The sequence below is a fragment of the Aliihoeflea sp. 2WW genome, from assembly GCF_000497755.1.
In the GTDB taxonomy this organism is placed as follows: Bacteria; Pseudomonadota; Alphaproteobacteria; order Rhizobiales; family Rhizobiaceae; genus Aliihoeflea.
Map to the genome: position 1 here is coordinate 370,610 of NZ_AYOD01000035.1, position 24,630 is coordinate 395,239.

A 24,630-nucleotide genomic window follows, 5' to 3' on the forward strand; every position below is an offset into this window, starting at 1 on the left:
GGATCGCCGGCATCAAGGCAGGAAGATATAGCGGATGACCCGGCCGGCCTCGAGCTCGTCCAGGGTCTCGTTGATGCCTTCGAGCGGCCCGGTGCCGGACATGAGCCTGTCGACCGGCAGGATGCCGCGCCGGAACATCTCGATGTAGCGCGGGATGTCACGCGAAGGGATGCAACTCCCGATATAGCTGCCCTTGAGCGTCCGCTCTTCGGCGACGAGCGAGACCTGCTGGATCGACACCCGGCTCGCCGGATTGGCGAGCCCGCCGGTCACCGTCGTTCCGCCCCGCCGGGTGATGCGGTAGGCAAATTCGAGGGCAGGCACGGAGCCGGCGAGTTCGACTGCTACGTCGACACCGCCGCGCGTGATGGTCCTGATGTGCTCCATTGCTGCCTCGTCGCGCGGATCGACCGTGTGGGTGGCGCCGAGTTCGCGGGCCAGCGCCAGCTTTTCGGGCATCAGGTCGGCTGCAACGATGATGGAGGCACCGGCGGCTCGTGCACCCAGCAAGGCGGCGAGCCCTACGCCGCCAAGGCCGACGATCGCGACGGACTGGCCGGCCTTGAGGCCCGACGTGTTGACGACGGCGCCGACGCCGGTCAGCACCGCGCACCCGAAAAGCGCGGCATGCTCGAAGGCAATGTCCTTGTCGATGCGGACCAGCGAGGTGCGCGATACGACGGCGTGTCCGGCGAATGCCGAAACGCCGACATGGTGGAACATCGGTTGGCCGTGGCTCCTGAGCCGTATCGCGCCGCCCAGCAGCGTGCCGGCGCCGTTTGCCGCCGCCCCCGGTTCGCACAGCGCGGGCCGGCCTTCCGCGCAAGGGACGCAATGGCCGCATGATGGCATGAAAACCATCACCACGTGGTCGCCCACTTCGAGGTCGCGCACGCCTTCGCCGAGCTGTTCGACGATGCCGGCCGCCTCATGGCCGAGCGCCATCGGCAGCGAACGCGGTCGGTCGCCACTGATGACGGACAGGTCCGAATGGCAAAGCCCGGCCGCCTTGATTGCGACGATAACCTCGCCGGGGCCCGGCGCGTCGAGTTCGATCTCCTCGACCGAGAGGGGGCGTGACTGTGCATAGGGGCGGGTTGCGGGGGCGTTGCGAAGCACGGTCGCGCGTGTGCGTGTCGTCGATCCCGATGTGACGGCGGCCATGATGTCCCTCCCTTGTGCCGACGCGCAGGATTGCCGTTCACGGCGCCCGGCGCCAATAGGAAAGCGATATGGAAGCCATAAGCCAGGCATGGGGGCGACGTCGGGTCCGCCATAAGAAGCCGTTATAGCGATTCAAGCAAATCTGTCTTTGCGTTCCAATTTCAAACCGGGAACCATCCTGAAGTGGAGGAACGTGCGCAGCAGATGCGCCGTCGCAAATTCTGGGAGGAATTCGTGAAAGGCAAACTCGTCCTATCGTCGCTGGCAGCCGCGTTCGCGCTTGCCGTGGCACAACCCGCAATGGCGCAGGACGCGCCGGAAAACATCAAGATCGGCATCACGACGTTCACCTCGGGCGCAGCGTCGGTGTTCGGCGTGCCGGCCCAGGCCGCGGCGCAGATGATTGCCGAGGACATCAACGCCGCCGGCGGTATCCAGGGCGCGCAGGTGCAGCTCTTCTTCGTCGATGAAGGCGCGGGCGCCGAGGCGCTGACCACCGAAGTGCGCCGCCTCGTCCAGGACGAGGACGTCGACGTGATGATGGCCTCGATCTCGTCGGGCAACTGCATCAACCTGACGCCGCTGATGGAAGATCTCGAAGTCCTCAACATCCTTTGGGATTGCGGCACGCAGCGCATCTTCGAGGAAGAGGAATCGACCTACAATTTCCGCACGCAGGCCAATGCGACGCCCGAGATGATGGCGGCGCTGCTCTATCTCCTGAAGACCAAGCCGGATTTCGAGACGATCGCCGTCGTCAACCAGGACTATGCCTGGGGCCGCGATAGCTGGGAGCTGTTCTCGGCGGCGCTGAAGAAGCTGAAGCCCGAAGTCGAGATCGTGGCCGAGCTCTTCCCGCGCCTCGGCGCACCGGATTTCTCGGCCGAGATTTCGCGCCTTCTCGCCACCCAGCCCGACGTCATCCTGTCGACCTCGTGGGGCGGCGATCTCGACACGTTCGTGCAGCAGGCCAACCAGCGCGGTCTCTTCAACAACTCGACCTTCGTGCTGCCGCTGGCCGAATCGTCGATCCAGCGTCTGGGCGGCGTTCTGCCGGATGGCGTCATCGTCGGCGCACGCGGCGACCACTACTTCCTGCATCCCGAGACCAAGGACGACGAGGACATGAAGGCCTTCGTCGACAAGTTCAGGGAGAAGACGGGCGCCTACCCGATCTACTCGGTGTTCCACATGGCGCAGGCTTTCGCCGCGTTGCAGGCGGCCTACGACAAGGCGGCCGAGGCCAATGGTGGCGACTTCCCGGATCGCGCCCAGGTCATCGCGGCGATGGAAGGGCTCGAATTCAAGGGCTATGGCCGACCGCTCACCATCCGCGAGGACAACCAGGCGCTCGAAGCGCAGTTGATGGGCGTGTCGCGCACCGTCGAGGGCTATGACTTCCCGATCATCGACGACATGATGATCTTCGACGCGGAAGGCATCATGGCGCCGCCCGGCGAAAACTCGCTCGAATGGATCGGCACGCTCGATGCGTCCTTCATCGAGACCGAGGCGAGCGAATACAAGCACGAGGAATAGTCCTCCCGCACCGCCGCGCCATCGCATCCCCGCATGCGAAGGCGCGGCGGCCGCATCGTTCCCGCTCATTTGTGCAAAGGCCCCGAACGGCCCATGTCCCTGCAGATTCTCGTTCTCGCCGCGCTTGACGGCATCGCCTACGGAGCGCTCGTCTTCCTCGTCGCCGTCGGCATGACGCTCGTCTTCGGCGTCATGCGCATCCTCAACGTGGCGCATGGCTCGTTCTACGCGCTCGGCGCCTACGCGGCCGCCAGCCTCGGCATCGCCATGGCCGGCATGGGCCTGTCGCCCTGGCTCGCCTTTCCGATGTTCATCGTCGCGGCGGCGGTGGTCGGCATCACGGTCGGCGGGCTGATGGAGCGGTTCCTGCTCCAGCGCATCTACGGCTACGAGGAGACGCTGCAGCTCCTCGTCACCTTCGCCGTCTTCATGATGCTGGAAAACGTCCAGCGTCTCGTCTGGGGCGTGCAGCCCTATTTCTATTCCGATCCGCTGCGCCAGCTCGGCAACGTCAATGTCGCCGGCATCACCTACACCGCCTACCAGACACTGTTCCTGCCGCTGGTCGCGCTCGCCGTGCTGTTCGGCCTGCGGTTCTTCCTGCGCTACACGCTCGCCGGCTCGGTCATCGTCGCGGTGACGGAGGACCGCGAGGCGGCGACGGCGATCGGCATCAATGCGCGGCGCGTCTTCTTCCTCACCTTCGTCATCGGCGTGACGCTCGCCTCGCTCGGCGGCGCGCTCGCCTCGCCCACCACTTCCGTCCTTCCGGGCATGGGGGCGGAGATGATCGTGCTGTCCTTCGCCGTCGCGGCAACCGCCGGTCTCGGCCAGATCGAGGGTGCGGCCATCGCGGCGCTGCTCATCGGGCTCGGCCGGTCGATGGCGGTGTTCTTCGCACCCGAATTCGAGGTCGTCATGCCCTACCTCATCATGGTCCTCGTTCTCCTGATCCGGCCCGAAGGTCTCTTCGGCAAGACGACGGCGAGGAAGATCTGATGCTGATGCGCGTGATCTTTCCTGCGATCGTTCTCCTCGCCGCGCTCAATCCGCTGGTCTTTCCGCAATGGGACGCGTTCCTGACGATCGTCTTCGCCAAGGCGCTGCCGGTGATCGGCATCATCCTTCTGCTGCAGGCGGGACAGGTTTCGTTCGGCCATGCGATGTTCTTCGCCATCGGCGCCTATACGGCCGGCTTCGTCGGCCGCTGGATGGGGGGCGGGGGCGAGCTTTTCCTGCTGCTTCTCGCCGCGCTCGCCGCTTCGGTGGTCGCCGGCCTCTTCGTCGGCATCTTCGTCGTGCGCTACCGTTACATCTTCTTCGCCATGCTCAACCTCGCCTTCTCGATGGTGCTGTTCTCGCTTTTGGAGAAGTTCATCCACATCACCGGCGGGTCGGACGGGCTGCGGATTTCGCGTCCCACACTGCTGGGACAGGAGATGTCGCGCGCCAATTACGAGTTTGGCATCTACTACGTCTCCCTCGCCCTTCTCGCGCTCGCCATCTTCGGCGCCTGGCGGCTGATGGACAGCCCGGTCGGCCATGCCATGAAGGCGATCAAGAGCAACGAGACGCGGGTCGAATATCTCGGCATCTCGCCGCGTCGCACCCTGCTCGTCGTCTATGTCGCCTCGGCTGCGCTTGCCGGTGTCGGCGGGGCGCTGGTGGGCGTCTTCCAGGGCATCGCCACGCCCGACTACGCCTATTGGACGCGCTCGGGCGAGTTCGTCTTCGTCGCCATCCTCGGCGGTGCGGGACAGGTGCTGGGCGCGCTCGCCGGGTCGTTCTCGTTCGAGTTCATCCGCGTCACCGCCGCCGCCTATCTGGGCGATACGTGGCAGCTTACGCTCGGCCTGATGCTGCTCGGCATCATCCTCTTCGCGCCCGCCGGCATCGTCGGTTCGCTCGTCAATGTCGGCAATCGCTGGCGCGGCCGGCGCACGAGGGAGAAGCCGAGCCCGCTCGGCGAAGCCAAGGAGGCGGTGCGATGAATGCGCTTCTGTCCGCACGCGACATCGAAATCCGCTTCGGCGGCGTGGTGGCGGCCGACGGCGTCGCGCTCGACGTCTTCGAGGGCGACAATCTGGCCATCATCGGCCCGAACGGCGCCGGCAAGACCACCTTCCTCAACATCTGCACCGGCTATCTGAAGCCGCAGGCAGGCCGCGTCACCTTCAAGGGCAGGGAGCTGCTCGGTTCCTCGCCCCGCGCCATCACGCGGCTCGGCATCGCCCGCGCCTTCCAGATTCCGCAGCTCTTCGCCGAGCAGACCGTGCTGGAGAACATGCTTCTGGCGTCGGCGTCCCGGGCGGGCCGGCTCGGTATGTTCACGCGCCTTGCCGACATTCCCCAGCGCGCCGAAGCCGAGGCGATCCTGGAACAGGTCGGCTGTTCCGACGTCAAGGACCGCGTCGCGTCCGAACTCCCCGAAGGCAAGCGCAAGCTCGTCGATATCGCGCTGGCTCTGGCGCTGAAACCTGCCGTGCTCCTGATGGACGAGCCGACCTCCGGCGTCGCGTCGTCGGAGAAATTCGCCATCATGGACACGCTGATCGGCGCCTTGCGGGCGCAGAAGGTCACCTCCGTCTTCGTCGAGCACGACATGGAAATGGTCTCGCGCTACGCCAATCGCGTCGCGGTGTGGAGTTCGGGCCGCATCCAGAAGGAAGGCCCGCCGGACGAAGTTCTGACCGACCCCGAAGTCATCCGCACCGTGATCGGGAGCTGATCATGCTGGATCTGAAGAACCTTCACGTCTCGATCGCCTCGACGCCGATCCTGCGCGGCGTCAACCTGACGGTCGGCCATGGCGAAACGGTCGCGTTCGTCGGCCGAAACGGCGCTGGCAAGACGACGACGCTGCGCGCGACGATGGGTCTCGTCGCCTCGACAGGAGACATCGTGCTCGACGGCAGGGCGATCGACAAGGTCCCCGCGCATGAGCGTCCCGGCCTCGGCATCGGCTACGCGCCGGAGGATCGGCGCCTCTTCTCCGCTTTCACGGTGGAAGAGAACATCCGCCTGCCCGCGCGCGTGGCCAATCTGTCTGGCGACGAGACGAAGCGCCGGCTCGACCGCGTCTATTCGATCCTGCCGGAGCTGAAGGAGATGGGCCCTCGCCCCGCCGGCTCGGTTTCGGGCGGGCAGGGCAAGATGGTGGCGCTCGGCCGGGCGCTGATGCTCGGCACCAAGCTTGTGCTACTCGACGAACCCTTTCAGGGCCTAGCCCCGGTTCTCGCCAATCGCTATGCGGAGGCCCTGCGGGCCTTGCGCGATCAGGACAGGTCCTTGTCCCTGATCATCACCGAATCCAATCCGGGCCTGCTCAAGAGTTTCGCCGAGCGGATCGTCACGATCGAGCGCGGCGAGATCCAGCAGTCCGAACTCGTGGAGGCCGTTCACTGATGAACATCCAGTCCAAACCCGCCGCCGGCCAGATCATGGAAGCCAAGGGCATCTTCGTCGACAACAAATGGCACGCGAACGAAACGGGCGGGACGGTCGACGTCTACGCGCCGGCGACCGGCGCCGTCGTCGCGCGCATCGCGGCCGGCAGCGCGGGCGATGTCGACCGTGCCTACAAGGCCGCCCGCCGTGCCTTCGAGGAAGGTGCCTGGGGGCGGCTCACCGCCGTCGAGCGCGGGCGGCTTCTTTTGAAGCTGTCGCGCGCGATCGAGGACCATGCCGACGAACTCACCGCGCTCGAGGCGCTCGACTGCGGCAAGCCGCTGAAGCAGGCCCGCGCCGACATCGTCGCCTGCGCGCGCTATTTCGAGTTCTATGGCGGCGCCGCCGACAAGGTGCATGGCGACACGATCCCGTTCCTCAACGGCTATCTGGCGCTGACCGAGCGCGTGCCGCACGGCGTCACCGGACAGATCATTCCCTGGAACTATCCCGCGCAGATGTTCGGCCGCACGCTCGGCCCGGCGCTCGCGGTCGGCAACGCCACCGTCATGAAGCCGGCGGAAGACGCCTGCCTGACGCCGTTGCGGCTGGCCGAACTTGCCGCCGAAGTCGGCTTTCCGGAAGGCGCGATCAACATCGTGCCGGGCACGGGAGAGGAGGCCGGCGCGGCGCTCACCGCCCATCGCGGCTTCGACTTCCTGTCCTTCACCGGCAGCCCGGAAGTCGGCACCATGGTGCAGATCGCGGCGGCCAAGAACCATATCGGCTGTACGCTGGAACTGGGCGGCAAGTCGCCCCAAGTGGTCTTCGCCGATGTCGATCTCGACGCGGCGCTGCCCTCTCTCGTCAACGCCATCGTCCAGAATGCCGGCCAGACCTGCTCGGCCGGCTCGCGTCTCTTGGTCGAAAAATCCGGCTATGACCGCATCGTTGGCGCCGTCGCCGAACGGTTCGCCAAGCTCACCGCGGGCACGCCGGACATGGACCTCGACCTCGGCCCGGTCATCAATCCCGGCCAGAAGCGCCGCGTCGAGCGCTTCTGCGGCAATGCCGGCAATGACGGCATCGAGGTGATCGCCGAGGGCAGCATCGCCGATGGCGTTCCCGAAGGCGGCTACTATGTCGCGCCGAAGATGTTCGGCCAGGTGCCGCGCGACAATGCGCTGGCGCTCGACGAAGTATTCGGCCCGGTTCTTTCCGTCATCCCGTTCGAGGATGAGGCGGACGGCGTGGCGCTCGCCAACGGCACCGATTACGGCCTCGTCGCCGGCGTGTGGACCCAGAACGCCAATCGCGCGACCCGCGTCGCTCGCAAGGTCCGCGCCGGCCAGGTCTACGTCAACGCCTATGGCGCAGGCGGCGGCATCGAGCTTCCCTTCGGCGGCATGAAGAAGTCCGGCCATGGCCGCGAGAAGGGCTTCGAGGCGCTGAAGGACCTCTCCGTGGTCAAGACCATCGTCGTCAAGCACGACTAGATGCCATCGTTTCGGGCGGCGGCGTGCCGCTCCACCATCGATTTTGAAGGAAAGAACTGATTATGCGTTTGCAGGGAAAGACGGCACTGGTGACGGGCGGAGCCTCCGGCTTCGGGGCGGAGATCGCGGCGACATTCGCGCGTGAGGGCGCCCGCGTCACCATCATGGATCTGAACGAAGCCGGTGCGAAAGCGCAGGCCGAAGCCTGCGGCAATGGCGCGGTCGCCGTCGGCGGCGACGTGACGAAGGCGGCCGACATCAAGCGTGCCGTGGAAGCCGCCACGCAGGGCGGCCGGCTCGACATCGTCGTCAACAATGCCGGCTGGACCCACCGCAACAAGCCGATCATGGAGGTGACGGAAGACGAGTTCGACAAGGTCTACGCGATCAACGTCAAGTCGATCTTCCACATGACGGCGGCGACCATTCCGGTCATGCGCGCGCAGGGCGGCGGGGCGATCATCAATGTCGGCTCGACCGCCGGCATCCGGCCGCGTCCGGGCCTCACCTGGTACAATTCGACCAAGGGCGCGGTGAACCTCCTGTCGCGTTCGATGGCCGTCGAGCTTGCGCCCGACAAGATCCGCGTGAACTGCGTCGCTCCGGTCATGGGCGCGACCGGTCTCCTGTCCGCCTTCATGGGCGTCGAGGACACGCCGGAAAACCGCGCGAAATTCGTCTCGACCATTCCGCTCGGCCGCATGTCGACGCCGAAGGACATCGCCAATGCGTGCCTCTATCTGGCATCCGACGAGGCCGAGTTCATCACCGGCGTCATCCTCGAAGTGGATGGCGGCCGCACGATCTGACGAGAAGCGAGGAGGGCAGGCACAGACAGGAACGAAGACGAAAATGCCAATCGACTAGCCTTGCGGGGCCGGCTACCGCCTCCCCGCCATGATTTCGTCAGGGAGGACGAACATGTTTTCGCATTCATACCGCCTGCCCCTTCTGGCGCTCGCATCCGCGGCGCTGATCTCGACCGGCGCGCTTGCGCAGGACACCGATACCGAAGACGACGCGGCGCCCGAGGCCGCGCAGGAAGAAAGCGCGGCGCCGGCAGATGCCGCTGCCGCCGAGGAATGGCCCGCCAACGCGCCCGACGCGCCAGAATGGTGCAAGTCGAAATGGGGGCCGGAGGACCAGATCGGCGCGGCCAATCTGCTGTCGCCGGAACTCGCGCTTGCGGCCGCCGAACTCGTCACCGAAGGCAAGACCTATTCGCTCGGCGTCGAGGTCAACAAGGACACGCCCGCCTTCGGTCCGCGCTCCTGGGCGCTGGTCATCAACCAGCCTGGCCAGACCGGCGGCGTCGGGCTCGGGCCGACCAACACCAACTACAATGACGACATCTATATGGGCTATGTCGGCACCGGCTCGCAGATCGACGGGCTGGGGCATATCGGCGTCAACAACGTCTACTATAATTGCCACAAGAACAGCCTCTTCGTGCAGGCCGACGGGCTGACGAAGCTCGGCATCGAGAAGGTGCCGAACATCGTCACGCGCGGCGTCGTGCTCGACATGACCGACCATTTCGGCGAGGAGGTACTGGCCGAAGGCACCGCCTTCAACAGCGCCGAAATCCAGGCGCAGGCGGAAAAGCAGGGCGTCGAGATCCGCGAGGGCGACGTGGTGCTGTTCTATACCGGCTGGCTGTCGCTCGTCGGCAATGACAATGAGCGCTACATCACCTCCGAACCCGGCCTCGGCCTCGACGGCGCGCGCTGGCTCGCCGAGCAGAACGTGATCGCGGTCGGCGCCGATACCTGGGGGCTGGAGGTCATTCCCTTCGAGGAAGGCACCGGCGTCTTCGAGGTCCATCAGGAGTTGATCGCGAAGAACGGCATCTACATCCTGGAGAACATGAACACCGAGGAACTCGTCGCTGACGGCGTCTCCGAATTCATGTTCGTTCTCGGCCATTCGAAGATGACGGGCGGCGTTCAGGCCATCATCAACCCGACGGCCATTCGATAGATCGCGGCAGGGCGGCCCGACACGGCCGCCCTCCTCACTCCAAGCTGACCGATTGTCGGACAAAAACTTGCCTGCTGCACCCGGATTCATGCTAGATCGAATCCGGATCGAGTGCGGAGCGGGACGCGTTGGAAATCGAGAAACTGAAAGTGCCGCCGGCCTACCAGGCCGTATCGACGGAACTGCAGAAGCACATTCTTTCGGGCGCGCTGAAGCCAGGCGAGCCCTTGCCGAGCGAAATCGAGCTCGCGGCGAAGTTCGGCGTCAACCGCTCGACGGTGCGCGAGGGCATCCGCCAGCTCGAAAGCGAGGGACTGGTGCGGCGCGAGGGGCGCAAGCGGCTTCTCGTCACGGTGCCGCATTCGGCCGATCTCGCCCCGCGCACGACGCGGGCGCTCGTCATGCACGAGGTGACGTTCCATGAATTGTGGGAAGTCGCGATGGTGCTCGAGCCGCTGGCCGCGCAGCTTGCGGCGGACGCGGCGAGCGACGCGCAGATCGCCGCCCTCAAGGCCAATCTCGACGCCACTGCCGCCATCGTCGAGCGCGGCATCTCGCCCGGCAAGCTCGACCTCGAATTCCATTCGCTTGTTTCGGCGGCGGCCGCGAACAAGGTTCTGCTCCTGTCGCGCGAGCCGGTCGGGCTCCTGCTTTACCCCGCCTTCGAGACCTTCCAGATGCAGTTGCCGCAGGCGGCACGCCGGCTGGTGGATGCCCATCGCGAGGTGGTGGCGGGCATCGAACGGCGCGACGGAGCCCATGCCGAATTGTGGATGCGCAAGCATGTCGCGGATTTGAAACGCGGCTGGGAACTCGCCGGGCTCAGCATCGACCAGCGCATCGAGCCGGGCGTCACCCCGTAGGGGCGTTCCCGCTCGCGGCATCGTCCTCGCGCCCGCGCGCCAGCGCCCGGCCGTCTCGAACGAGCGTCGCGATCATCTCGATGATCATCAGCCCGAAGGCCAGCGGCACCATCATCAAGAGCGGCCAGAGCGGATAGTAGTCCGAGCCGATCTGCATGGTGCGGGCGCTCGTGAAGCCCGCCCAGGCGAATTTGCCGACATACCAGGTCAAAAGAAGGAAGATCGCGAGTTCGATCGCGACGACGAAGAGCGCGAGAAGCTTGCGGGCCGCAAAGGGAAGGGCGTCGGCGAGGATTTCGAGCTTCGGGAACACGCCCTCGCGGTGGGCCAGCGGCAGTGCCCAGAAGATCAATAGCGGGAAGACCACCCGCTCGATGATGTTGTAGGCCCCCGGCACGAGGTCGGTCTGGAGCACGTAGCGGCCGAAGACGCTGATCACGGTGATCATCATCATCACGAACAGGCACAGGCCCGCTCCGATCGAGGCCATGCCCCATTCGAACTTTCCAAGGCCGCGATAGAGGTTCATCGAAAGCTCCTAGCGGATGTGGCTCGGCAGCCAGGTGACGAGGCCCGGCACGAGGATCATCGCGCCGCCGACGACGATCGCCGCGACGACGGCGAACTGGGTCGCCGGCCGGAACACCTGCGCCACCGGATAGCGCGCAGCGGCCGATGCCGCATAGGCGGACAGGCCGACCGGCGGTGTCAGGAGGCCGAGCGCGATCATGAAGCTCGCCATCACGCCGAACCAGAGGAGATCTATGCCCGCCGCCTGCAGGATCGGCAGGACGATGGGGACGATCAAAAGGATGACCGCGGCCGATTCGAGGATCATCCCGGCGATAAAGAGCAGGAACAGGAGCAGCGCCGCGATGATGCCGGGGCTCGCCAGAAGCGGCTCGGCAAGGGCGAGCAATTCGCGCGGCACGCGCGAGATCGACAGGAAGCGGGCGAAGATCTGTGCGCCGATCACCAGCATCATCAGCATCGCGGTGATCTTGACCGAATCGGCGAGTGCATGGGCCAGATCGCCGATGCCGATGCGGCGCATGAATGTCAGGCCGACGAGCGCGGTGAAGGCGCCGATGGCGCCTGCCTCGCCGACCGTGATGACGCCACCATAGATGCCGCCGAAGACGACCACCATCAGGAAGACGAGGAAGGCGCTCGCCGCAAAGCTCGATCCGCCGACGTGATCGGGCCCGGTCGGCGCGACCCCTTCTGTTGCTCCGGGCGTCACCTCGCCGAACAGGCGGGTGCAGACGACATAGACCAGCATGCACAGGAGGCCCGGTCCGAGAAGGCCGATGAAGAGCTGGCCGATCGGCACTGTGGTGATCGATCCGTAGATGATGACGATCAGGCTCGGCGGTATGACGGCCGACAGCGAGCCGGCGACGGCCGCAAGCCCGATCGCGAAGCGGCGGGTATAGCCGACGCGTTCAAGCTCCGGACCGGCGAGCGTCGCCAGCGCCGCCGCGCTGGCCGAACCCGATCCCGACACCGCGCCCAGCATGCCACCCGTCACCAGCGTCGCCACCCCGAGCGGAAACCGCCGGTAGCCGGACAGTCGATGACCGACGCGGAAGAGATCGACGATCAGCCCGCCGCGCATCAAGAGCTGCGCCATCAGGAGGTAGAGCGGGATGATCGACAGCGAATAGGACGAGGCGGTGAAGAAGATGTCCTGGCCCAAAATGCCCTGGAAGAGCTGCAGTCCGACCCACAGATACATGCCCAGAAGGCCGGCGCCGAACAGCACCGTGGCGACGTTCTGCCCGAGAAGGAGGAAGGCTGCGAACCAGAAGGCGACGAACCACAAGGCGAGGCTGTGCGACACTTGGCATCATCCGTTGGTCGAGGGAAGGAGACGGCGCCGGAGCGCCGCCTTCAAGACGTCAAAGCTCGAGGAATTCGGCGACGCCCGCGGGCAGTTCGCCGCCCTCCTCGACCACCAGTTCGGCCCAGCGCTTGGCGGTGGCGCGGCCGGGGTGACCGGCAGCCTCCGTCTGCTCGACCCAGGTCTGCCAGGTGTTGGTCGAAGCCATGGCGATGTGGTCCTGCATTTCCTGCGACATGTCGGTGATCGGCGTGAAGACCGAGCCTGCGCCCGCGGCCTCTTCCTGCACCTCGATGTCCTGTGCGTCGATGCCGGCGGCGTTCTGCATGGCGATGTCGCGCGCGACGCGGTCCCAGGTTTCCTGCTGCTCGGGCGTCAGCGTCTCCCAGGTCGCGTTGTTGATCGCCAGATAGCTGCCCCAGTGGCCGACGGCGACACCGGTGATCGTGTGGGTCAGCACGTCCTGGAGCGAATAGGAGCGCCAGTCGCCGATCGACAGGATCGTACCTTCGACCGTCCCGCGCGACAGCGCCTCATAGGATGCTGAAGACGGCATCGTCACCGGCGTGACGCCCAGTTCGTTGAGGAAGATGGTGTGCAGCGCCGACCCGGCACGCATCGGCTTGCCGCTCAACCCGGAGACCGAATCCGGATTTTCGCCGGCAAAGGAAATCGCATAGGCGGCGGTCGTCGCCACCGGCCAGGCGCGGATTTCCTTCGGCTCGATCTCGTACTGATAGAAGGTCTTGCCGTCCGCCAGTTCGGTGTCGTCGTCCATCAGCTTCAGGAAGGCCCGCGTCATCAGCTCGGAATTGGTGCCGATGGTGGGAAGCTGGGTCACGTCGGAAAGCGGAAAGGTCCCCTCGTGATAGGGCGCCAGCAGCGGCGCCGCGACGGCGACTGTCCCGCCCTGCAGCGCGTCGAGCTCGCGGCCGACAGAGGTCAGTTCGCCCGCATAGAACCGCGTGAAGGCGATCTCGCCATTGGTCTCGGCCTCGATGGCGTCGGCGAAGGGGTCCATGTGCTGGCCGACCCAGAAATGAACCTGCGGCAGCGAGGCCGAGATCATCAGATTGGTCTGCGCGAGTGCGGCGCCGGACAACAAGGTGGCGGAGGCAAGCACCGCCAATTTCGCGAGTTTCGTCATGTTTCCTCCCTGAGTGACAGATTGCGGGTCTTTTCCCGCCTTCACGTGATCAAGGCCCGATCGCGCGTCATTTCCGTCTCGGAAGTGCGCCTCTCCCGGCCTGCAAGCGTCGCCGCCTCCTCCCAGAGGCACTTATCGGAATGTCCGACATTCCAACATTGACACCCGGCCTCGCGACTTGTCAACGCGCGGCAGCGACATCGTCCGCCGGCAGCATCTGGCGCAGCGACGTCTTCAGAATCTTGCCGTTCGGGTTGCGCGGCAGGGGGGCTTCGAGGAACGTGATCGCGTCCGGCACCTTGTAGTCGGACAGGCGCTCGGCGCAGTAGGCGCGGATGGCTTGCGTATCCGCAGCCCCCGGCCGCGCGACGATGAAGGCGTGGACCTTCTCGCCGAGAACCGGATCGGGGTGGCCGACGACCGCGCTCTCGATCACCGCCGGATGGCGCGACAGGACGCTCTCGACCTCGATGCAATAGACCTTGAAGCCGGCCCGGTTGATCATGTCCTTCTTGCGGTCGAAGACGTGCACATACCCCTCCGCATCCACCGAGCCGACATCGCCGGACACCCAGTAGCCATCGATGAAGCCGGCGGCGTCGGCCTCCGGATTTTCCCAGTAGCCGGGCACCACCATCGCGCCCGCGATCATCAGTTCGCCGCTTTCGCCCGGCGCCACTTCGCGGCCGTGCTCGTCGACGATGAGGATGTCGCAACCGGCGACCGGCCTGCCTACCGATTTCGGATGTGCGGCGATGTCGCCGACCGGCAGGATCGTCGCCGGAGACGTGGTTTCGGTCGAGCCGTAGCAATTGACGAGATTGAGGGAAGGCGCCGTGTCGGTAAGGCGGTCGATCGTCGCCTGCGGCATCGGTGCCCCGCCGAAGCCGGCAATGCGCCAGTGCGACAGGTCGAAGCCGGCGAAGTCGGGGTCGAGCAGGCACAGATTGTACATGGCCGGAACCATGATGGTGAAGGTCGCCCTCTCGCGCGCCGCCACTTCGAGAAAATGCCGCGCCTTGAAGGCCGGCAGCATCACCGTCGTGCCGCCGGCACGGATCATGGTCAGAAGAACGGCGACGAGACCGGTGACGTGCGAGGCCGGAACGGCGAGCAGCCCGACATCGGCCGGGGTCAGCGCCAGCGCGGAGGCGTAGTTGATCGTCGAGTGGATGGTCGAGAAGTGGGTCAGCTTCGCGCCCTTCGGCCGTCCCGTCGTCCCGGATGTGTAGAGCAGGCAAAAGACGTCGTCTTCGGCCACCTGCGGGAACGACGCGACAGCGGCCAGCCGCGCCAGATACTCGTAGGGCACGTCCGGTCCCTGCCCGACAACGAAGCGCGCCCGCAGATCCGGCACCGCATCCTCGGTCGGAAGGTTGGCGGCGTGCTCGGCGTCATAGACCAGTGCCGCAGCGCGGCACTGGTTCAGAACGAACTCGATTTCCGGCCGCCGCTGCCGCGTGTTCATCGGCACCACGATCAGGCCCGCCCGCGCCGCAGCCAGCACGCATTCGAGGAAGGCGAAGCCGTTGTCGAGAAGAAGCGCGACCCGGTCCCCCTTTCCCAGTCCCTGCGCGACCAGATTGGCGGCGACGGCCTCCACACGCGCATCGAGCGCCGCATAGCTCATGCGCTTCGCGTCCATCACGATCGCGTCGCGCTCCGGCGAGGCGGCGACCGCGGCTCGGAACATCGCGTCGATATGCGCCGGCCGGTCGACGAAGGCGCGCACCACCCGGCTGCCGTAATGCACCTCGTGGCGGGTCTGCGGATAGGCCATCTGTTCCTCCGTTCCGGCGCGTCCGTGCAGAAGCTAGGCTAAGTCGGAATGTCCGACAACGGGTTCATTTCGAGACCTTCGCGCCGCGGCCGAGCAGGAAGCCGGCATCCACCGGCATCAGTTGGCCCGTCATCTTGCGGGCGTCGCAGACGAGGAAGGCGATGGCGTCCGCGACATCGTCGGCTGTGCAGATGTCGTCCAGCACCGATTGCGCGGCGAAGCTCTCCTTCACCTTCGCGAAGGCCTCGCTGCCCAGCCCCGCCTCGAGCCACCGCGTGTCGAGAAGGCCCGGCAGCACGGTATTCACCCGCACCTTCGGCGCCAGAAGCCGCGCCATGGTCAGCGTCAGCGTGTTCAGCGCGCCCTTCGAGGCGATGTAGGCGATTGAACTGCCATTGCCGTTGACGCCGGCGATGGACGAGACATTCACCACCGCGCCCGCTCCGCTTGCGCGCAACGGATCTGCCGCCGCGCGCATCATCTGGTAGGGGCCGATCAGGTTGACAGCATAGACGCGCTGGAAATCCTCCGCATTCTGCACCTCGAGGTCGTCGAGCGCGGCGAACTGCGTCGCGCCGGCGCTGTTGACGAGGGCGTCGAGCCGTCCGAACCGCGACAGCGTATCCGCGACCAGCCGCCGGCAGTCGGCGTCGTCGGCGACCGAACCTTGCATCGCGATCGCCTGCGCGCCGGCATCGCGCACGGTGCCGACCGTCGTTTCCGCCTCGCTCGCGCTGCGACTGTAATTGATCGCGACGTCGAAGCCGCGTGCCGCCAGCGCGTGGGCGGATGCCGCGCCGACGCCGGTTCCGCCGCCGGTGATCAGGGCGACCTTGCGTCGTCCGTCCGTCATGTCCACGCTCCTCCTATCGGCATAGCAGCAGCTCCGTCGCTCCCGTCAAAACAGAATGTTATAGGCCAGATAGCGCATAAGTATTGGCGCCGGAGGGCTTTGGCGACCACCATCGAAGCCGGAAAAATCGGAGGTACAATCGTATGAGGCCACTCGACGGTCTTCTCGTCGTCGCGCTCGAACAGGCGGTCGCAGCCCCTTATGCCTCCGAACGGCTGGCGGAGGCAGGGGCACGCGTCATCAAGCTGGAGCGCGCCGAGGGCGATTTCGCGCGCAAATACGACCGCTTCGCCGAAGGCTCGTCATCCTATTTCGTCTGGCTGAATGGCGGCAAGGAAAGCTGCGTCGTCGACCTGCGCGCCGAAGACGATGTCGCCATGGTGCGCGAGATGCTCGCTGGTGCCGACATCTTCATCCAGAATCTCGCGCCCGGCGCGGCGGCCCGGCTGGGGCTCGGCCACGATTTGCTGCGCGCGGCCAATCCGCGCCTCGTAACCTGCTCGATCTCCGGCTACGGCGCAGAGGGACCGATGGCGACGCGCAAGGCCTACGATCTTCTCGTCCAGGCCGAAAGCGGCCTGTCCTCGATCACCGGAACCGAACACGGCCCGGCCCGGGTCGGGGTCTCGGTCTGCGACATCGCCACCGGGATGCACGCCTACGAGGCCATTCTCGAGGCGCTGATCCTGCGCGGACGGACAGGCGAGGGCACCCATATCGAGGTGTCGCTCTTCCATTCGCTGATGGACTGGATGAACGTGCCGTGGATCGCGCATCGCTACGGCAATTCGGCTCCGAAGCGGCTCGGCCTCGCCCATCCGTCCATCGCGCCCTACGGCATCTTCGACGCGGCCGATGGCGAATCCTTCCTGATCTCGATCCAGAACGATGTCGAATGGCAAAAGCTCTGCATTGCCGTCCTCGCCCGCCCGGATCTGGCGGCCGACCCCTGCTTCGCCACCAACAACGACCGCGTGGCGCGCAGGGCTGACACCGACGCCGCCGTTCAGGACGCGCTCGGGCGGCTGGCCGGCGACGAGGTCGTCGAGCGCTTGCAGGCGGCGTCGATCGCCTATGGCAAGGTGTCGGAAGTGGCCGATATCGAGGATCATCCGCAGGCGCGTTTCGTCGACCTGGCCGTGCCCGGTGGCGCGATCCGCATGTTCTCGCGCGCGGCGAGTTTCGATGGCGAGGTGCGCGCGCCCGGCCCCGTGCCGCCGCTTGGCAGCCATACCGAGAAACTGCGCGACGAATTCAGTCCGAAGCGCGGCCGCAAGGCGTCATGAGCCGGCGGGCGCCTTGACGGCGCCGAGGAACCTTGCGTCCCAGACGCCTTCGCCGACGAGCCGCGACAGCATCTCCATCGTCAGGTTCTCGATCGCCTTCGTCGCACTGCTCATCGGCCGGTCGGCCGGCGTCGCGACCAGAAGCTGGCGGCGCAGATCGGGCTCGCAGATGCGCCACGACACCAGCCTTCCGGCCTCCGTCTCGGCCTTGATCGCCATCGCCGGCAGGATCGAATAGCCCAGTCCCTGTTCGACCAGTGTCTTGATCGGCGCATAGGAATCGATTTCCGTGCGGGCGTTGAGCGGCGTCTCGCAATGGCTGAGCGCCATTTCGTCGAGCAGGTCGCGCAGGCCGTGGCCGGGGCTCGGGACGATCAAAGGCAGGGCGATCGCATCGGCGTAGCGCACGGCGTCCGCTCCCGGCCGCCGATTGCCGACGGCCATGCCCGGGGCCGCGAACAGGCGCAGTTCTTCCGAAAGCACCGGCGTCAATGCAAGTCCGCGCGTCTCGCGGGCGCGGTAAAGGACGGCGATGTCGACCTTGCCCTCGCGCAACCAGTCGAAGATGAAGCCGCTCATCGCCTCGGCGATCCTCAGCCTGATCTTCGGGTAGCGCCGCGAAGCCTCGTCGATCAGCCGCGCGGAGAGCACCTGGCTCACCGTTCCCGGCAGGCCGAACCGGACCTCGCCGGAGAGTTCGACCTCCGTGCCGCCGACGATGTCGAAGAGCTGCTCGAAGGATTCGACCACCAGCCGGCCATGCTCGAGAAGCCGCTTGCCGGCTTCGGTCAACTGCACGCCGCGCGAGGAGCGGAAGAGGAGCGTGACCTTCAGGTCCTCCTCGATATTGCGCATGTGCTGGCTCAGCGCCGGCTGCGCGACGTTCAGCCGCTCGGCCGCCTTCGACAGCGAACCTTCCTCGGCGATGGCGATGAAATAGCGCAGATGCCGCATGTCCATGCCGGCACGATATAATGAAAACCTATCGTCGCTAAAAGGAAATTATCTTTGCCTTAGAGCCCGATCGGGCACAGTTTGCAGGCTCCGAGCCCCACTTCAGTGAGACCGATGGATTCCGTTCAGCCCATTTCCGACGACGACCTCGAGCCCATTCGCGAGACGACGCGCGCGCTCTGCCGGCGCTTTCCCGACGCCTATTGGCGCAAGGTCGACCGGGCCCGCGAATACCCGACCGAGTTCGTCACCGCGATGGCCGAAGCCGGGCTGCTCGCCGCGCTGATCCCGGCGGAATATGGCGGCAGCGGCCTGCCCTTGCGTGCCGCGGCGGCCATCCTCGCCGAAGTCCATGCCTCCGGCGCCAACGGGGCCGCGTGCCACGCCCAGATGTACACGATGGGCACGCTGCTGCGTCATGGCAGCGAGGCGCAGAAGCAGAAATACCTGCCGAAGATCGCGAGCGGCGAATTGCGCCTGCAGGCGTTCGGCGTCACCGAACCAGGCGCGGGCACCGACACGCTGTCGATCGCGACGACGGCCGAGAGGCGCGGCGACACTTATGTCGTCAACGGCCAGAAGGTCTGGACCAGCCGGGCCGAGCATTCCGACCTGATGATCCTCCTCGCCCGAACCGCCCCGAAGGGCTCGCTTCCCTCCCGCACGGACGGGCTGTCGGTCTTCATCGTCGACATGAAGGCGGCGCCGAAGGAGCAGATGCGGATCACGCCGATCGCGACGATGATCAACCACGCGACGACGGAAATCTTCTTCGACAATCTCGAAATTCCGGCCGACGCACTGATCGGCGAGGAGCACAAGGGTTTTCGCTACATTCTCGACGGCATGAATGCCGAGCGCATCCTGATCGCCGCCGAATGTATCGGCGATTGCCGCTGGTTCATCGAGCGGGCGACGAATTACGCCAAGGAGCGCAAGGTGTTCGGCCGCCCGATCGGCCAGAACCAGGGCATCCAGTTTCCGATCGCGCGCAACCACGTCGAGCTTCACGCCGCGCGCCTCGCCGTGCGCCACGCCGCCGAAATGTTCGACCGCGGCGAGCCGTGCGGGCCGGAGGCGAACATGGCCAAGATGCTGGCTTCAGAAGCCTCGTGGCGCGCCGCCGACACCTGCCTGCAGACGCATGGCGGCTTCGGCTTCGCCGAGGAATATGATGTGGAACGCAAGTTCCGCGAGACGCGCCTCTACCAGATCGCGCCGATCTCGACCAATCTGATCCTCTCCAACGTGGCCGAGAAAGTGCTCGGCCTGCCCCGCTCGTTCTGAAGGCGATCATGACGGATACCAGAGACTGGGTCGGCCGGACCCGCAGCGTCACAGACGACATCGTGCGCTCGCCCGCGACGCGCGCCCGCGCCATGCTCGGCGACTGGTCCACCGCGTTCGCCGAAGGTGATGCGAGCCTGCCGCCGCTCTGGCACTGGTTCTATTTTCTCGAAGCGACCCCGCGCGATGAGACCGGCCTCGACGGTCACGCGGCGAAAGGCGGGTTCCTGCCGCCGATCGCGCTGCCGCGGCGCATGTATGCCGGCGGGCGCTTCACCTTTCCCGGCGATCTTGCCTTCAGGGCCGAGGCCGAGAAGCGCTCGACCATCCTGTCGGTGACGCAAAAGCAGGGCCGCTCCGGCCCGCTCGCTTTCGTCACCGTGCGGCACGAGATCGTGCAGGGCGGCAATGTCGTCGCCACCGAGGAGCACGACATCGTCTATCGCGAGGCGGAGGACCCGGCGGCGCCCAAACCGCCCGCCCCGCGCGCCGACAAGCCGGTTCTGTCCGAGGAAACCGTGACGCCCGACGAGGTGACGCTCTTCCGCTTCTCCGCGCTCACCTATAACGGCCACCGCATCCACTACGACCAGCCTTATGTGACGGGCGTCGAGCATTATCCCGGATTGATCGTCCATGGCCCGCTGGTCGCCATGCTGCTCTTCGAGCGCGCCCGCAGGATCGCCGGCAAGCGGCCGTCCGCCTTTTCGTTCCGGGCGATGTCACCGGTCTTCTGCGGCACCGAAATCCGTCTTGCGGAAGTGGCCGGCGAGACCGGTCTTGCGCTGGAAGCCCGCGATAGGGACGATCGCCTCATCATGATCTCGACCACGGAATTCTGACCCATGACGCTGACCCGCGAACTCGTCCGGCTGATCCGCAGCAAGCCCGTCACCGACGCCGACCTCGAACGCGCCGCCGGCTTCGTCGTGGACACGCTCGCCTGCGCCCTCGCCGCGCGCGACACCGCGCCTGCCAAGGCGATCGCGACGCTGTCATCGTGGTCGACGCCCGATGCCGGCCGGCGCGCCTTCTATTTCGGCGGCCTGGCGCACATTCTCGAACTCGACGACCTTCATCGTACGTCCGTCACCCATCCGGGCACCGTCGTCGTGCCCGCCGCTGCCGCCCTGGCGGAGACGCTGCTGGCGAGCGGCCGGGACTTCCTGATTTCGGTGCTTCACGGATACGAGGCCTGCTGCCGGGTCGGCAATGCGGTCGGCAAGGCGCATTACCGCGTCTGGCATAACACCGCGACCTGCGGCACGTTCGGCGCGGCGATGGCGGCTGCCCATCTTCTTGACCTTTCCGAAGATGAGGCCGTCTGGGCGCTCGGCAATGCCGGCACGCAATCGGGCGGCGTCTGGGAATTCTTGTCGGCGGGGGCGATGAGCAAGCACCTTCACACGGCGCGGGCGGCCGAATCCGGCGTCATCGCCGCGCTTCTGGCACGCGAAGGCTTCACCGGCGCCGACACGATCCTGGAAGGCGAGAAGGGCTTCTTCGCGGCACTCTGCCCGGACCCTGTTCCCGATGCCGTGCTGGCCGATGCGGACGGCCCGTGGGAACTCGTCCAGACCTCGATCAAGCCATGGCCCTGCTGCCGCCATACGCATCCGGCCATCGACGCCGCGCTGGCGCTCAATGCGCGTCTCGACGGCGCGATGCCCGATGAGATCCGCGTCGAAACCTATCGCGCTGCGCTCGACGTGTGCGACCGGCCGGACCCGACCGAGCCCTATGGCGCAAAATTCTCGCTCCAGCACTGCGTCGCCGAGGCGATCCGAGCCGGCGCCGTCACGACATCGTCCTTCGACGGCGATCACCGCGCCGCTGCGCGCGAGTTGCGCGCCATCACGTCGCTCGACGTCGACCCGGCGATCGAAGCCGCCTATCCGGCGGCCTGGGGAGCAAGCGTCAAGGCGCGCGTCGGCGACGTCTGGCTCGAGGAGCGCCGCGAGGCCTGCAAGGGCGATCCGGAAAATCCGCTCGACCGCGAAGAACTGACGGTCAAGGCGGTGGAGCTTCTGGGCCTCGCCGATTTCGATGCCGGCGCCGCACACGGCCTGATAGACGAGATCTACGGCCTTGCCGACCGCAACGCGCCTGTCTCGACTTTCAAGGACGTCTTCGCACGCGCCTGAACTCCGGCGCGCTTTTTGCGTCATTCCGCCGCAATTTGGAACGACCATTCGCAAAGCCCGCCAAGTTTGGTCGCGGGCTGCGTTCCGCTGGGCGGCGACATGCGTAGGATTGGGGCTGTCAACGGAGGCAGTCGACATGTTCACGCGAAGACATCTTCTCTTCACGGCGGCTCTGGCCGCATCGGTGCAATTTGGCGGATTGGGTTTCGCCTATGCGCAACAGACCATCATCAACGTCTCCTACGATCCGACGCGCGAACTCTACCGTGAGTTCAATGCGGCCTTTGCCGAGCATTGGCAGGGGGAAAAAGGGGAAACGGTCAACATCCAGACCACGCATGGCGGCTCGGGCAGCCAGGCGCGCACCGTCATCGACGGGCTCGAGGCGGACGTCGTCACGCTGGCGCTCGAAGCCGATATCGACGCCATCGTGTCGAATACCGGCAAGATCCGCGAAGACTGGCGCGGCACGCTCGACAACAACAACGCGCCCTACACCTCGACCATCGTTTTCCTGGTGCGCAAGGGCAATCCGAAGAACCTGACCGATTGGGGCGATCTCGTCGGCGAGGGTGTCGAGGTCATCACGCCCAATCCGAAATCCTCGGGTGGCGCGCGCTGGAACTTCCTTGCCGCCTGGGCATGGGCACTGAAGGAACATGGCGGCGATGAAGCGAAGGCGACCGAATACGTCACCGAACTCTTCAAGCACGTGCCTGTCCTCGACGGCGCCGCGCGGGGCTCGACCACGACCTTCGTCCAGCGCGGGATCGGCGACGTGCTGCTCGCTTGGGAGAACGAGGCCTTCCTCGCCATCGAGGAGCTCGGGCCCGACCAGTTCGACATCGTCGTCCCGTCTCTCTCGATCCTCGCCGAGCCCCCGGTGGCGGTGGTCGACGCCAATGTCGACGCCAAGGGCACCCGCGAGGTCGCGACCGCCTATCTCGAATATCTCTATTCGGATGTCGGCCAGAACATCGCGGCGCGCAACTTCTACCGCCCGGCAAAACCGGACGTGGTGGAACCGGCCGAACTGGAGCGCTTTCCCGATCTCGAACTCGTCACCATCGACGATCTCGGCGGATGGCGGGAGGCGCAGCCGCGCTTCTTCGGCGACGGCGGCGTCTTCGACCAGATCTACCTGCCGGGTCGCTGATCGATGAGTGCGGTGCTTTCAGCGCCGGCGCGCTGGCGCTGGAAGGAGCCGAGCGTGATCCCGGGTTTCGGGATCACATTCGGTTTCACCATCTTCTATCTCTCACTCCTGATCCTGATCCCGCTCGCGGGGCTGGGCTGGAAATCGGCGTCGCTCGGCTGGACCGAGTTCTGGCGGCTGGCGACCGACCCGCGCGTCGTCGCCGCGCTGCGAACCTCGTTCTGGACGTCGGCTTTCGCGGCGAGCGTCAATGTCGTCTTCGGCGTCATCGTCGCCTGGGTGCTGGTGCGCTACCGTTTCCCCGGCCGGCGGCTGATCGATGCGGCGGTCGACCTGCCCTTCGCGCTGCCGACGGCGGTGGCGGGCATCGCGCTCACCGCCATCTACGCGCCGAATGGCTGGGTCGGGCAGTGGCTTCAGCCCTATGACATCCGCATCGCCTATACGCCGACCGGCATCGTGATCGCGCTGATCTTCATCGGCCTGCCCTTCGTCGTGCGCACCGTCCAGCCGGTGATGGAGGAGATCAGCCGCGAGGTCGAGGAAGCCGCCGCGACGCTCGGCGCCAACCGGTTCCAGACGGTCTGGCGGGTCATTCTTCCGGGCCTCCTGCCGGCGATCCTCACCGGCTTCGCCCTCGCCTTCGGCCGCGCCGTCGGCGAATACGGCTCGGTGCTGTTCATCGCGGGCAACATCCCGTTCGTCTCGGAGATCGCACCCCTGCTGATCGTCATCCGGCTGGAGGAATTCAACTATCCGGCCGCGACCGCCATCGGCGCGATCATGCTGGTGCTCGCCTTCGTGGTGCTCCTCACCATCAATCTCATCCAGGCCTGGAGCCGCAGGAGGTTCGGTTATGGCGGATAGTCTGGCCTTGCAGGGCTCGTTCGCAGCCACCCCCGAGACGCCCTTTCGCGATCCGACCGGCGAGAGCCCGGCGGCGAAATGGGTGCTGATCTCGATCGCCGTCGCCTTTCTGGCGCTGGTTCTCTTCATGCCGCTCGTCGCCGTCTTCGCCGAGGCGCTGCGGCGCGGCTGGCAGGTGGCGCTCGCCTCCATCGTCGAGCCGGATGCGCTCGCCGCGATCAGGCTGACGCTGCTCGTCGCGGCCATCGCCGTGCCGGCCAATCTCGTCTTCGGCGTCGCGGCCGCGTGGGCAATCGCCAAGTTCGAGTTCAAGGGCAAGGCGTTCCTCATCACGCTCATCGACCTGCCCTTCTCGGTCTCGCCGGTGATCGCCGGCCTCGTCTACGTGCTGCTCTTCAATGCGCAGAGCTATTTCGGCCCGCTCCTCAACTCCTACGGGCTGCAGATCCTCTTTGCCGTTCCGGGCGTGGTGCTGGCGACGATCTTCGTCACCTTCCCGTTCATCGCCCGCGAACTGATCCCGCTGATGCAGGACCAGGGCACCGGCGACGAGGAGGCTGCGATCTCGCTCGGCGCGTCGGGCTGGCAGGCCTTCCGGCTGGTCACGCTGCCCAACATCAAATGGGGCCTGCTCTACGGCGTTCTCCTCTGCAACGCCCGTGCCATGGGCGAGTTCGGCGCCGTGTCGGTCGTCTCCGGCCGGCTGCGCGGCGAGACCGTCACCATGCCGCTGCAGGTCGAGATTCTCTACAACGAGTACAATTTCGTCGCCGCCTTCGCGGTCGCCTCGCTCCTTGCCGTCCTCGCCCTCGTCACGCTCGTCCTCAAAGCCGTTCTCGAACGCGTCTACGGTCGCGGCGACGGCCTGCGCGGACATTAATCGG

At 66.2% G+C, this 24,630-nt stretch carries 23 protein-coding genes; 16 read left to right on the top strand and 7 right to left on the bottom strand.

All coding sequences use genetic code 11. The annotated features are described in order from the left end of the window. Window positions 1–12 precede the first annotated feature (12 nt). Complete coding sequence (locus ALII_RS0115915) at window positions 13–1,164, bottom strand: zinc-dependent alcohol dehydrogenase family protein (protein WP_024588225.1); 1,152 nt, start codon at window positions 1,162–1,164, stop codon at window positions 13–15. 234 nt (window positions 1,165–1,398) lie between these two features. On the opposite strand from ALII_RS0115915, the gene ALII_RS0115920 reads away from it, so the two are divergent. From ALII_RS0115920 to ALII_RS0115960, 9 genes are all read left to right on the top strand, one after another. After that, window positions 1,399–2,703: an ABC transporter substrate-binding protein gene (locus tag ALII_RS0115920; RefSeq protein ID WP_244437446.1), complete on the top strand. Its 1,305-nt coding sequence runs from the start codon at window positions 1,399–1,401 to the stop codon at window positions 2,701–2,703. A gap of 93 nt (window positions 2,704–2,796) precedes the next feature. Next, on the top strand, window positions 2,797–3,702 hold the full coding sequence (locus ALII_RS0115925) for a branched-chain amino acid ABC transporter permease (RefSeq protein ID WP_024588227.1): 906 nt from the start codon (window positions 2,797–2,799) through the stop codon (window positions 3,700–3,702). Next, entirely contained in the window at window positions 3,702–4,694 is a 993-nt protein-coding gene (locus ALII_RS0115930) for a branched-chain amino acid ABC transporter permease (RefSeq protein ID WP_024588228.1), read from the top strand. The genes ALII_RS0115925 and ALII_RS0115930 overlap by 1 nt, the downstream gene beginning before the upstream one ends. Beyond that, the gene (locus tag ALII_RS0115935) at window positions 4,691–5,431 is read left to right on the top strand and encodes an ABC transporter ATP-binding protein (RefSeq protein ID WP_024588229.1); all 741 of its coding nucleotides are present in this window, start codon (window positions 4,691–4,693) and stop codon (window positions 5,429–5,431) included. The genes ALII_RS0115930 and ALII_RS0115935 overlap by 4 nt, the downstream gene beginning before the upstream one ends. Window positions 5,432–5,433: 2 nt before the next feature. Next, on the top strand, window positions 5,434–6,108 hold the full coding sequence (locus ALII_RS0115940) for an ATP-binding cassette domain-containing protein (RefSeq protein ID WP_024588230.1): 675 nt from the start codon (window positions 5,434–5,436) through the stop codon (window positions 6,106–6,108). Further along, window positions 6,108–7,586: an aldehyde dehydrogenase family protein gene (locus tag ALII_RS0115945; RefSeq protein ID WP_024588231.1), complete on the top strand. Its 1,479-nt coding sequence runs from the start codon at window positions 6,108–6,110 to the stop codon at window positions 7,584–7,586. Before ALII_RS0115940 ends, ALII_RS0115945 begins: the two co-directional genes overlap by 1 nt. Window positions 7,587–7,648: 62 nt before the next feature. Continuing rightward, complete coding sequence (locus tag ALII_RS0115950) at window positions 7,649–8,395, top strand: glucose 1-dehydrogenase (RefSeq protein ID WP_024588232.1); 747 nt, start codon at window positions 7,649–7,651, stop codon at window positions 8,393–8,395. Between the two features lie 112 nt (window positions 8,396–8,507). After that, window positions 8,508–9,566: a cyclase family protein gene (locus ALII_RS0115955; protein WP_024588233.1), complete on the top strand. Its 1,059-nt coding sequence runs from the start codon at window positions 8,508–8,510 to the stop codon at window positions 9,564–9,566. Between the two features lie 128 nt (window positions 9,567–9,694). Next, window positions 9,695–10,429 (top strand): GntR family transcriptional regulator, encoded by a 735-nt coding sequence (locus ALII_RS0115960; RefSeq protein WP_024588234.1) that lies wholly within the window; start codon window positions 9,695–9,697, stop codon window positions 10,427–10,429. Here ALII_RS0115960 and ALII_RS0115965 read toward each other — a convergent pair. The 5 genes from ALII_RS0115965 to ALII_RS0115985 all read right to left on the bottom strand — a co-directional run bounded on the left by ALII_RS0115965 (window position 10,419) and on the right by ALII_RS0115985 (window position 16,052). Continuing rightward, on the bottom strand, window positions 10,419–10,958 hold the full coding sequence (locus ALII_RS0115965) for a TRAP transporter small permease (protein ID WP_024588235.1): 540 nt from the start codon (window positions 10,956–10,958) through the stop codon (window positions 10,419–10,421). The two genes, ALII_RS0115960 and ALII_RS0115965, sit on opposite strands and share 11 nt — an antisense overlap. 9 nt (window positions 10,959–10,967) lie before the next feature. Continuing rightward, entirely contained in the window at window positions 10,968–12,272 is a 1,305-nt protein-coding gene (locus tag ALII_RS0115970; protein WP_024588236.1) for a TRAP transporter large permease subunit, read from the bottom strand. A gap of 58 nt (window positions 12,273–12,330) precedes the next feature. Next, window positions 12,331–13,419 carry a C4-dicarboxylate ABC transporter substrate-binding protein gene (locus ALII_RS0115975; RefSeq protein ID WP_024588237.1) on the bottom strand — a complete coding sequence of 363 codons (1,089 nt, stop codon included), beginning with the start codon at window positions 13,417–13,419 and terminating at the stop codon, window positions 12,331–12,333. A gap of 181 nt (window positions 13,420–13,600) precedes the next feature. Further along, window positions 13,601–15,199: a class I adenylate-forming enzyme family protein gene (locus ALII_RS0115980; protein ID WP_024588238.1), complete on the bottom strand. Its 1,599-nt coding sequence runs from the start codon at window positions 15,197–15,199 to the stop codon at window positions 13,601–13,603. A gap of 64 nt (window positions 15,200–15,263) precedes the next feature. After that, entirely contained in the window at window positions 15,264–16,052 is a 789-nt protein-coding gene (locus ALII_RS0115985; RefSeq protein WP_024588239.1) for an SDR family oxidoreductase, read from the bottom strand. 143 nt (window positions 16,053–16,195) lie between these two features. Here ALII_RS0115985 and ALII_RS0115990 point away from each other — a divergent pair, with 143 nt between their 5' ends. Continuing rightward, window positions 16,196–17,338, top strand: a complete 1,143-nt coding sequence (locus ALII_RS0115990) for a CaiB/BaiF CoA-transferase family protein (protein WP_024588240.1) — start codon at window positions 16,196–16,198, stop codon at window positions 17,336–17,338. Here the strand turns inward: ALII_RS0115990 and ALII_RS0115995 are convergent. Continuing rightward, window positions 17,333–18,298, bottom strand: a complete 966-nt coding sequence (locus tag ALII_RS0115995; RefSeq protein WP_024588241.1) for a LysR substrate-binding domain-containing protein — start codon at window positions 18,296–18,298, stop codon at window positions 17,333–17,335. The two genes, ALII_RS0115990 and ALII_RS0115995, sit on opposite strands and share 6 nt — an antisense overlap. Before the next feature lie 108 nt (window positions 18,299–18,406). Between ALII_RS0115995 and ALII_RS0116000 the strand changes: the two genes are divergently transcribed. The 6 genes from ALII_RS0116000 (at window position 18,407) to cysW (ending at window position 24,626) form a co-directional block, all read left to right on the top strand. Continuing rightward, window positions 18,407–19,579, top strand: coding sequence for an acyl-CoA dehydrogenase family protein (locus ALII_RS0116000; RefSeq protein WP_029660625.1), 1,173 nt, complete (start codon window positions 18,407–18,409; stop codon window positions 19,577–19,579). An 8-nt stretch (window positions 19,580–19,587) separates the two neighbouring features. Further along, entirely contained in the window at window positions 19,588–20,421 is an 834-nt protein-coding gene (locus tag ALII_RS0116005; RefSeq protein ID WP_024588243.1) for an acyl-CoA dehydrogenase, read from the top strand. Between the two features lie 3 nt (window positions 20,422–20,424). Next, the gene (locus tag ALII_RS0116010; RefSeq protein WP_024588244.1) at window positions 20,425–21,723 is read left to right on the top strand and encodes an MmgE/PrpD family protein; all 1,299 of its coding nucleotides are present in this window, start codon (window positions 20,425–20,427) and stop codon (window positions 21,721–21,723) included. A gap of 136 nt (window positions 21,724–21,859) precedes the next feature. Then, on the top strand, window positions 21,860–22,879 hold the full coding sequence (locus ALII_RS0116015; RefSeq protein WP_024588245.1) for a sulfate ABC transporter substrate-binding protein: 1,020 nt from the start codon (window positions 21,860–21,862) through the stop codon (window positions 22,877–22,879). Between the two features lie 3 nt (window positions 22,880–22,882). Then, window positions 22,883–23,746, top strand: coding sequence for a sulfate ABC transporter permease subunit CysT (gene cysT / locus ALII_RS0116020; protein ID WP_024588246.1), 864 nt, complete (start codon window positions 22,883–22,885; stop codon window positions 23,744–23,746). Further along, a complete protein-coding gene (gene cysW / locus ALII_RS0116025) occupies window positions 23,736–24,626 on the top strand; it encodes a sulfate ABC transporter permease subunit CysW (RefSeq protein ID WP_051375922.1) in 891 nt (296 codons plus the stop codon). Before cysT ends, cysW begins: the two co-directional genes overlap by 11 nt. The last annotated feature ends 4 nt before the right edge of the window (window positions 24,627–24,630 follow it).

Coding starts and splice junctions, on each gene's coding strand:
- ALII_RS0115955 (WP_024588233.1), top strand. CDS start 8,508: ATGTTTTCGCATTCATACCGCCTGCCCCTTCTGGCGCTCGCATCCGCG.
- cysW (WP_051375922.1), top strand. CDS start 23,736: ATGGCGGATAGTCTGGCCTTGCAGGGCTCGTTCGCAGCCACCCCCGAG.
- ALII_RS0115915 (WP_024588225.1), bottom strand. CDS start 1,164: ATGGCCGCCGTCACATCGGGATCGACGACACGCACACGCGCGACCGTG.
- ALII_RS0115980 (WP_024588238.1), bottom strand. CDS start 15,199: ATGGCCTATCCGCAGACCCGCCACGAGGTGCATTACGGCAGCCGGGTG.
- ALII_RS0115975 (WP_024588237.1), bottom strand. CDS start 13,419: ATGACGAAACTCGCGAAATTGGCGGTGCTTGCCTCCGCCACCTTGTTG.
- cysT (WP_024588246.1), top strand. CDS start 22,883: ATGAGTGCGGTGCTTTCAGCGCCGGCGCGCTGGCGCTGGAAGGAGCCG.
- ALII_RS0116000 (WP_029660625.1), top strand. CDS start 18,407: ATGGATTCCGTTCAGCCCATTTCCGACGACGACCTCGAGCCCATTCGC.
- ALII_RS0116015 (WP_024588245.1), top strand. CDS start 21,860: ATGTTCACGCGAAGACATCTTCTCTTCACGGCGGCTCTGGCCGCATCG.
- ALII_RS0115935 (WP_024588229.1), top strand. CDS start 4,691: ATGAATGCGCTTCTGTCCGCACGCGACATCGAAATCCGCTTCGGCGGC.
- ALII_RS0115995 (WP_024588241.1), bottom strand. CDS start 18,298: ATGGACATGCGGCATCTGCGCTATTTCATCGCCATCGCCGAGGAAGGT.
- ALII_RS0115990 (WP_024588240.1), top strand. CDS start 16,196: ATGAGGCCACTCGACGGTCTTCTCGTCGTCGCGCTCGAACAGGCGGTC.
- ALII_RS0115965 (WP_024588235.1), bottom strand. CDS start 10,958: ATGAACCTCTATCGCGGCCTTGGAAAGTTCGAATGGGGCATGGCCTCG.
- ALII_RS0115925 (WP_024588227.1), top strand. CDS start 2,797: ATGTCCCTGCAGATTCTCGTTCTCGCCGCGCTTGACGGCATCGCCTAC.
- ALII_RS0115950 (WP_024588232.1), top strand. CDS start 7,649: ATGCGTTTGCAGGGAAAGACGGCACTGGTGACGGGCGGAGCCTCCGGC.
- ALII_RS0115940 (WP_024588230.1), top strand. CDS start 5,434: ATGCTGGATCTGAAGAACCTTCACGTCTCGATCGCCTCGACGCCGATC.
- ALII_RS0115945 (WP_024588231.1), top strand. CDS start 6,108: ATGAACATCCAGTCCAAACCCGCCGCCGGCCAGATCATGGAAGCCAAG.
- ALII_RS0116005 (WP_024588243.1), top strand. CDS start 19,588: ATGACGGATACCAGAGACTGGGTCGGCCGGACCCGCAGCGTCACAGAC.
- ALII_RS0115985 (WP_024588239.1), bottom strand. CDS start 16,052: ATGACGGACGGACGACGCAAGGTCGCCCTGATCACCGGCGGCGGAACC.
- ALII_RS0115930 (WP_024588228.1), top strand. CDS start 3,702: ATGCTGATGCGCGTGATCTTTCCTGCGATCGTTCTCCTCGCCGCGCTC.
- ALII_RS0116010 (WP_024588244.1), top strand. CDS start 20,425: ATGACGCTGACCCGCGAACTCGTCCGGCTGATCCGCAGCAAGCCCGTC.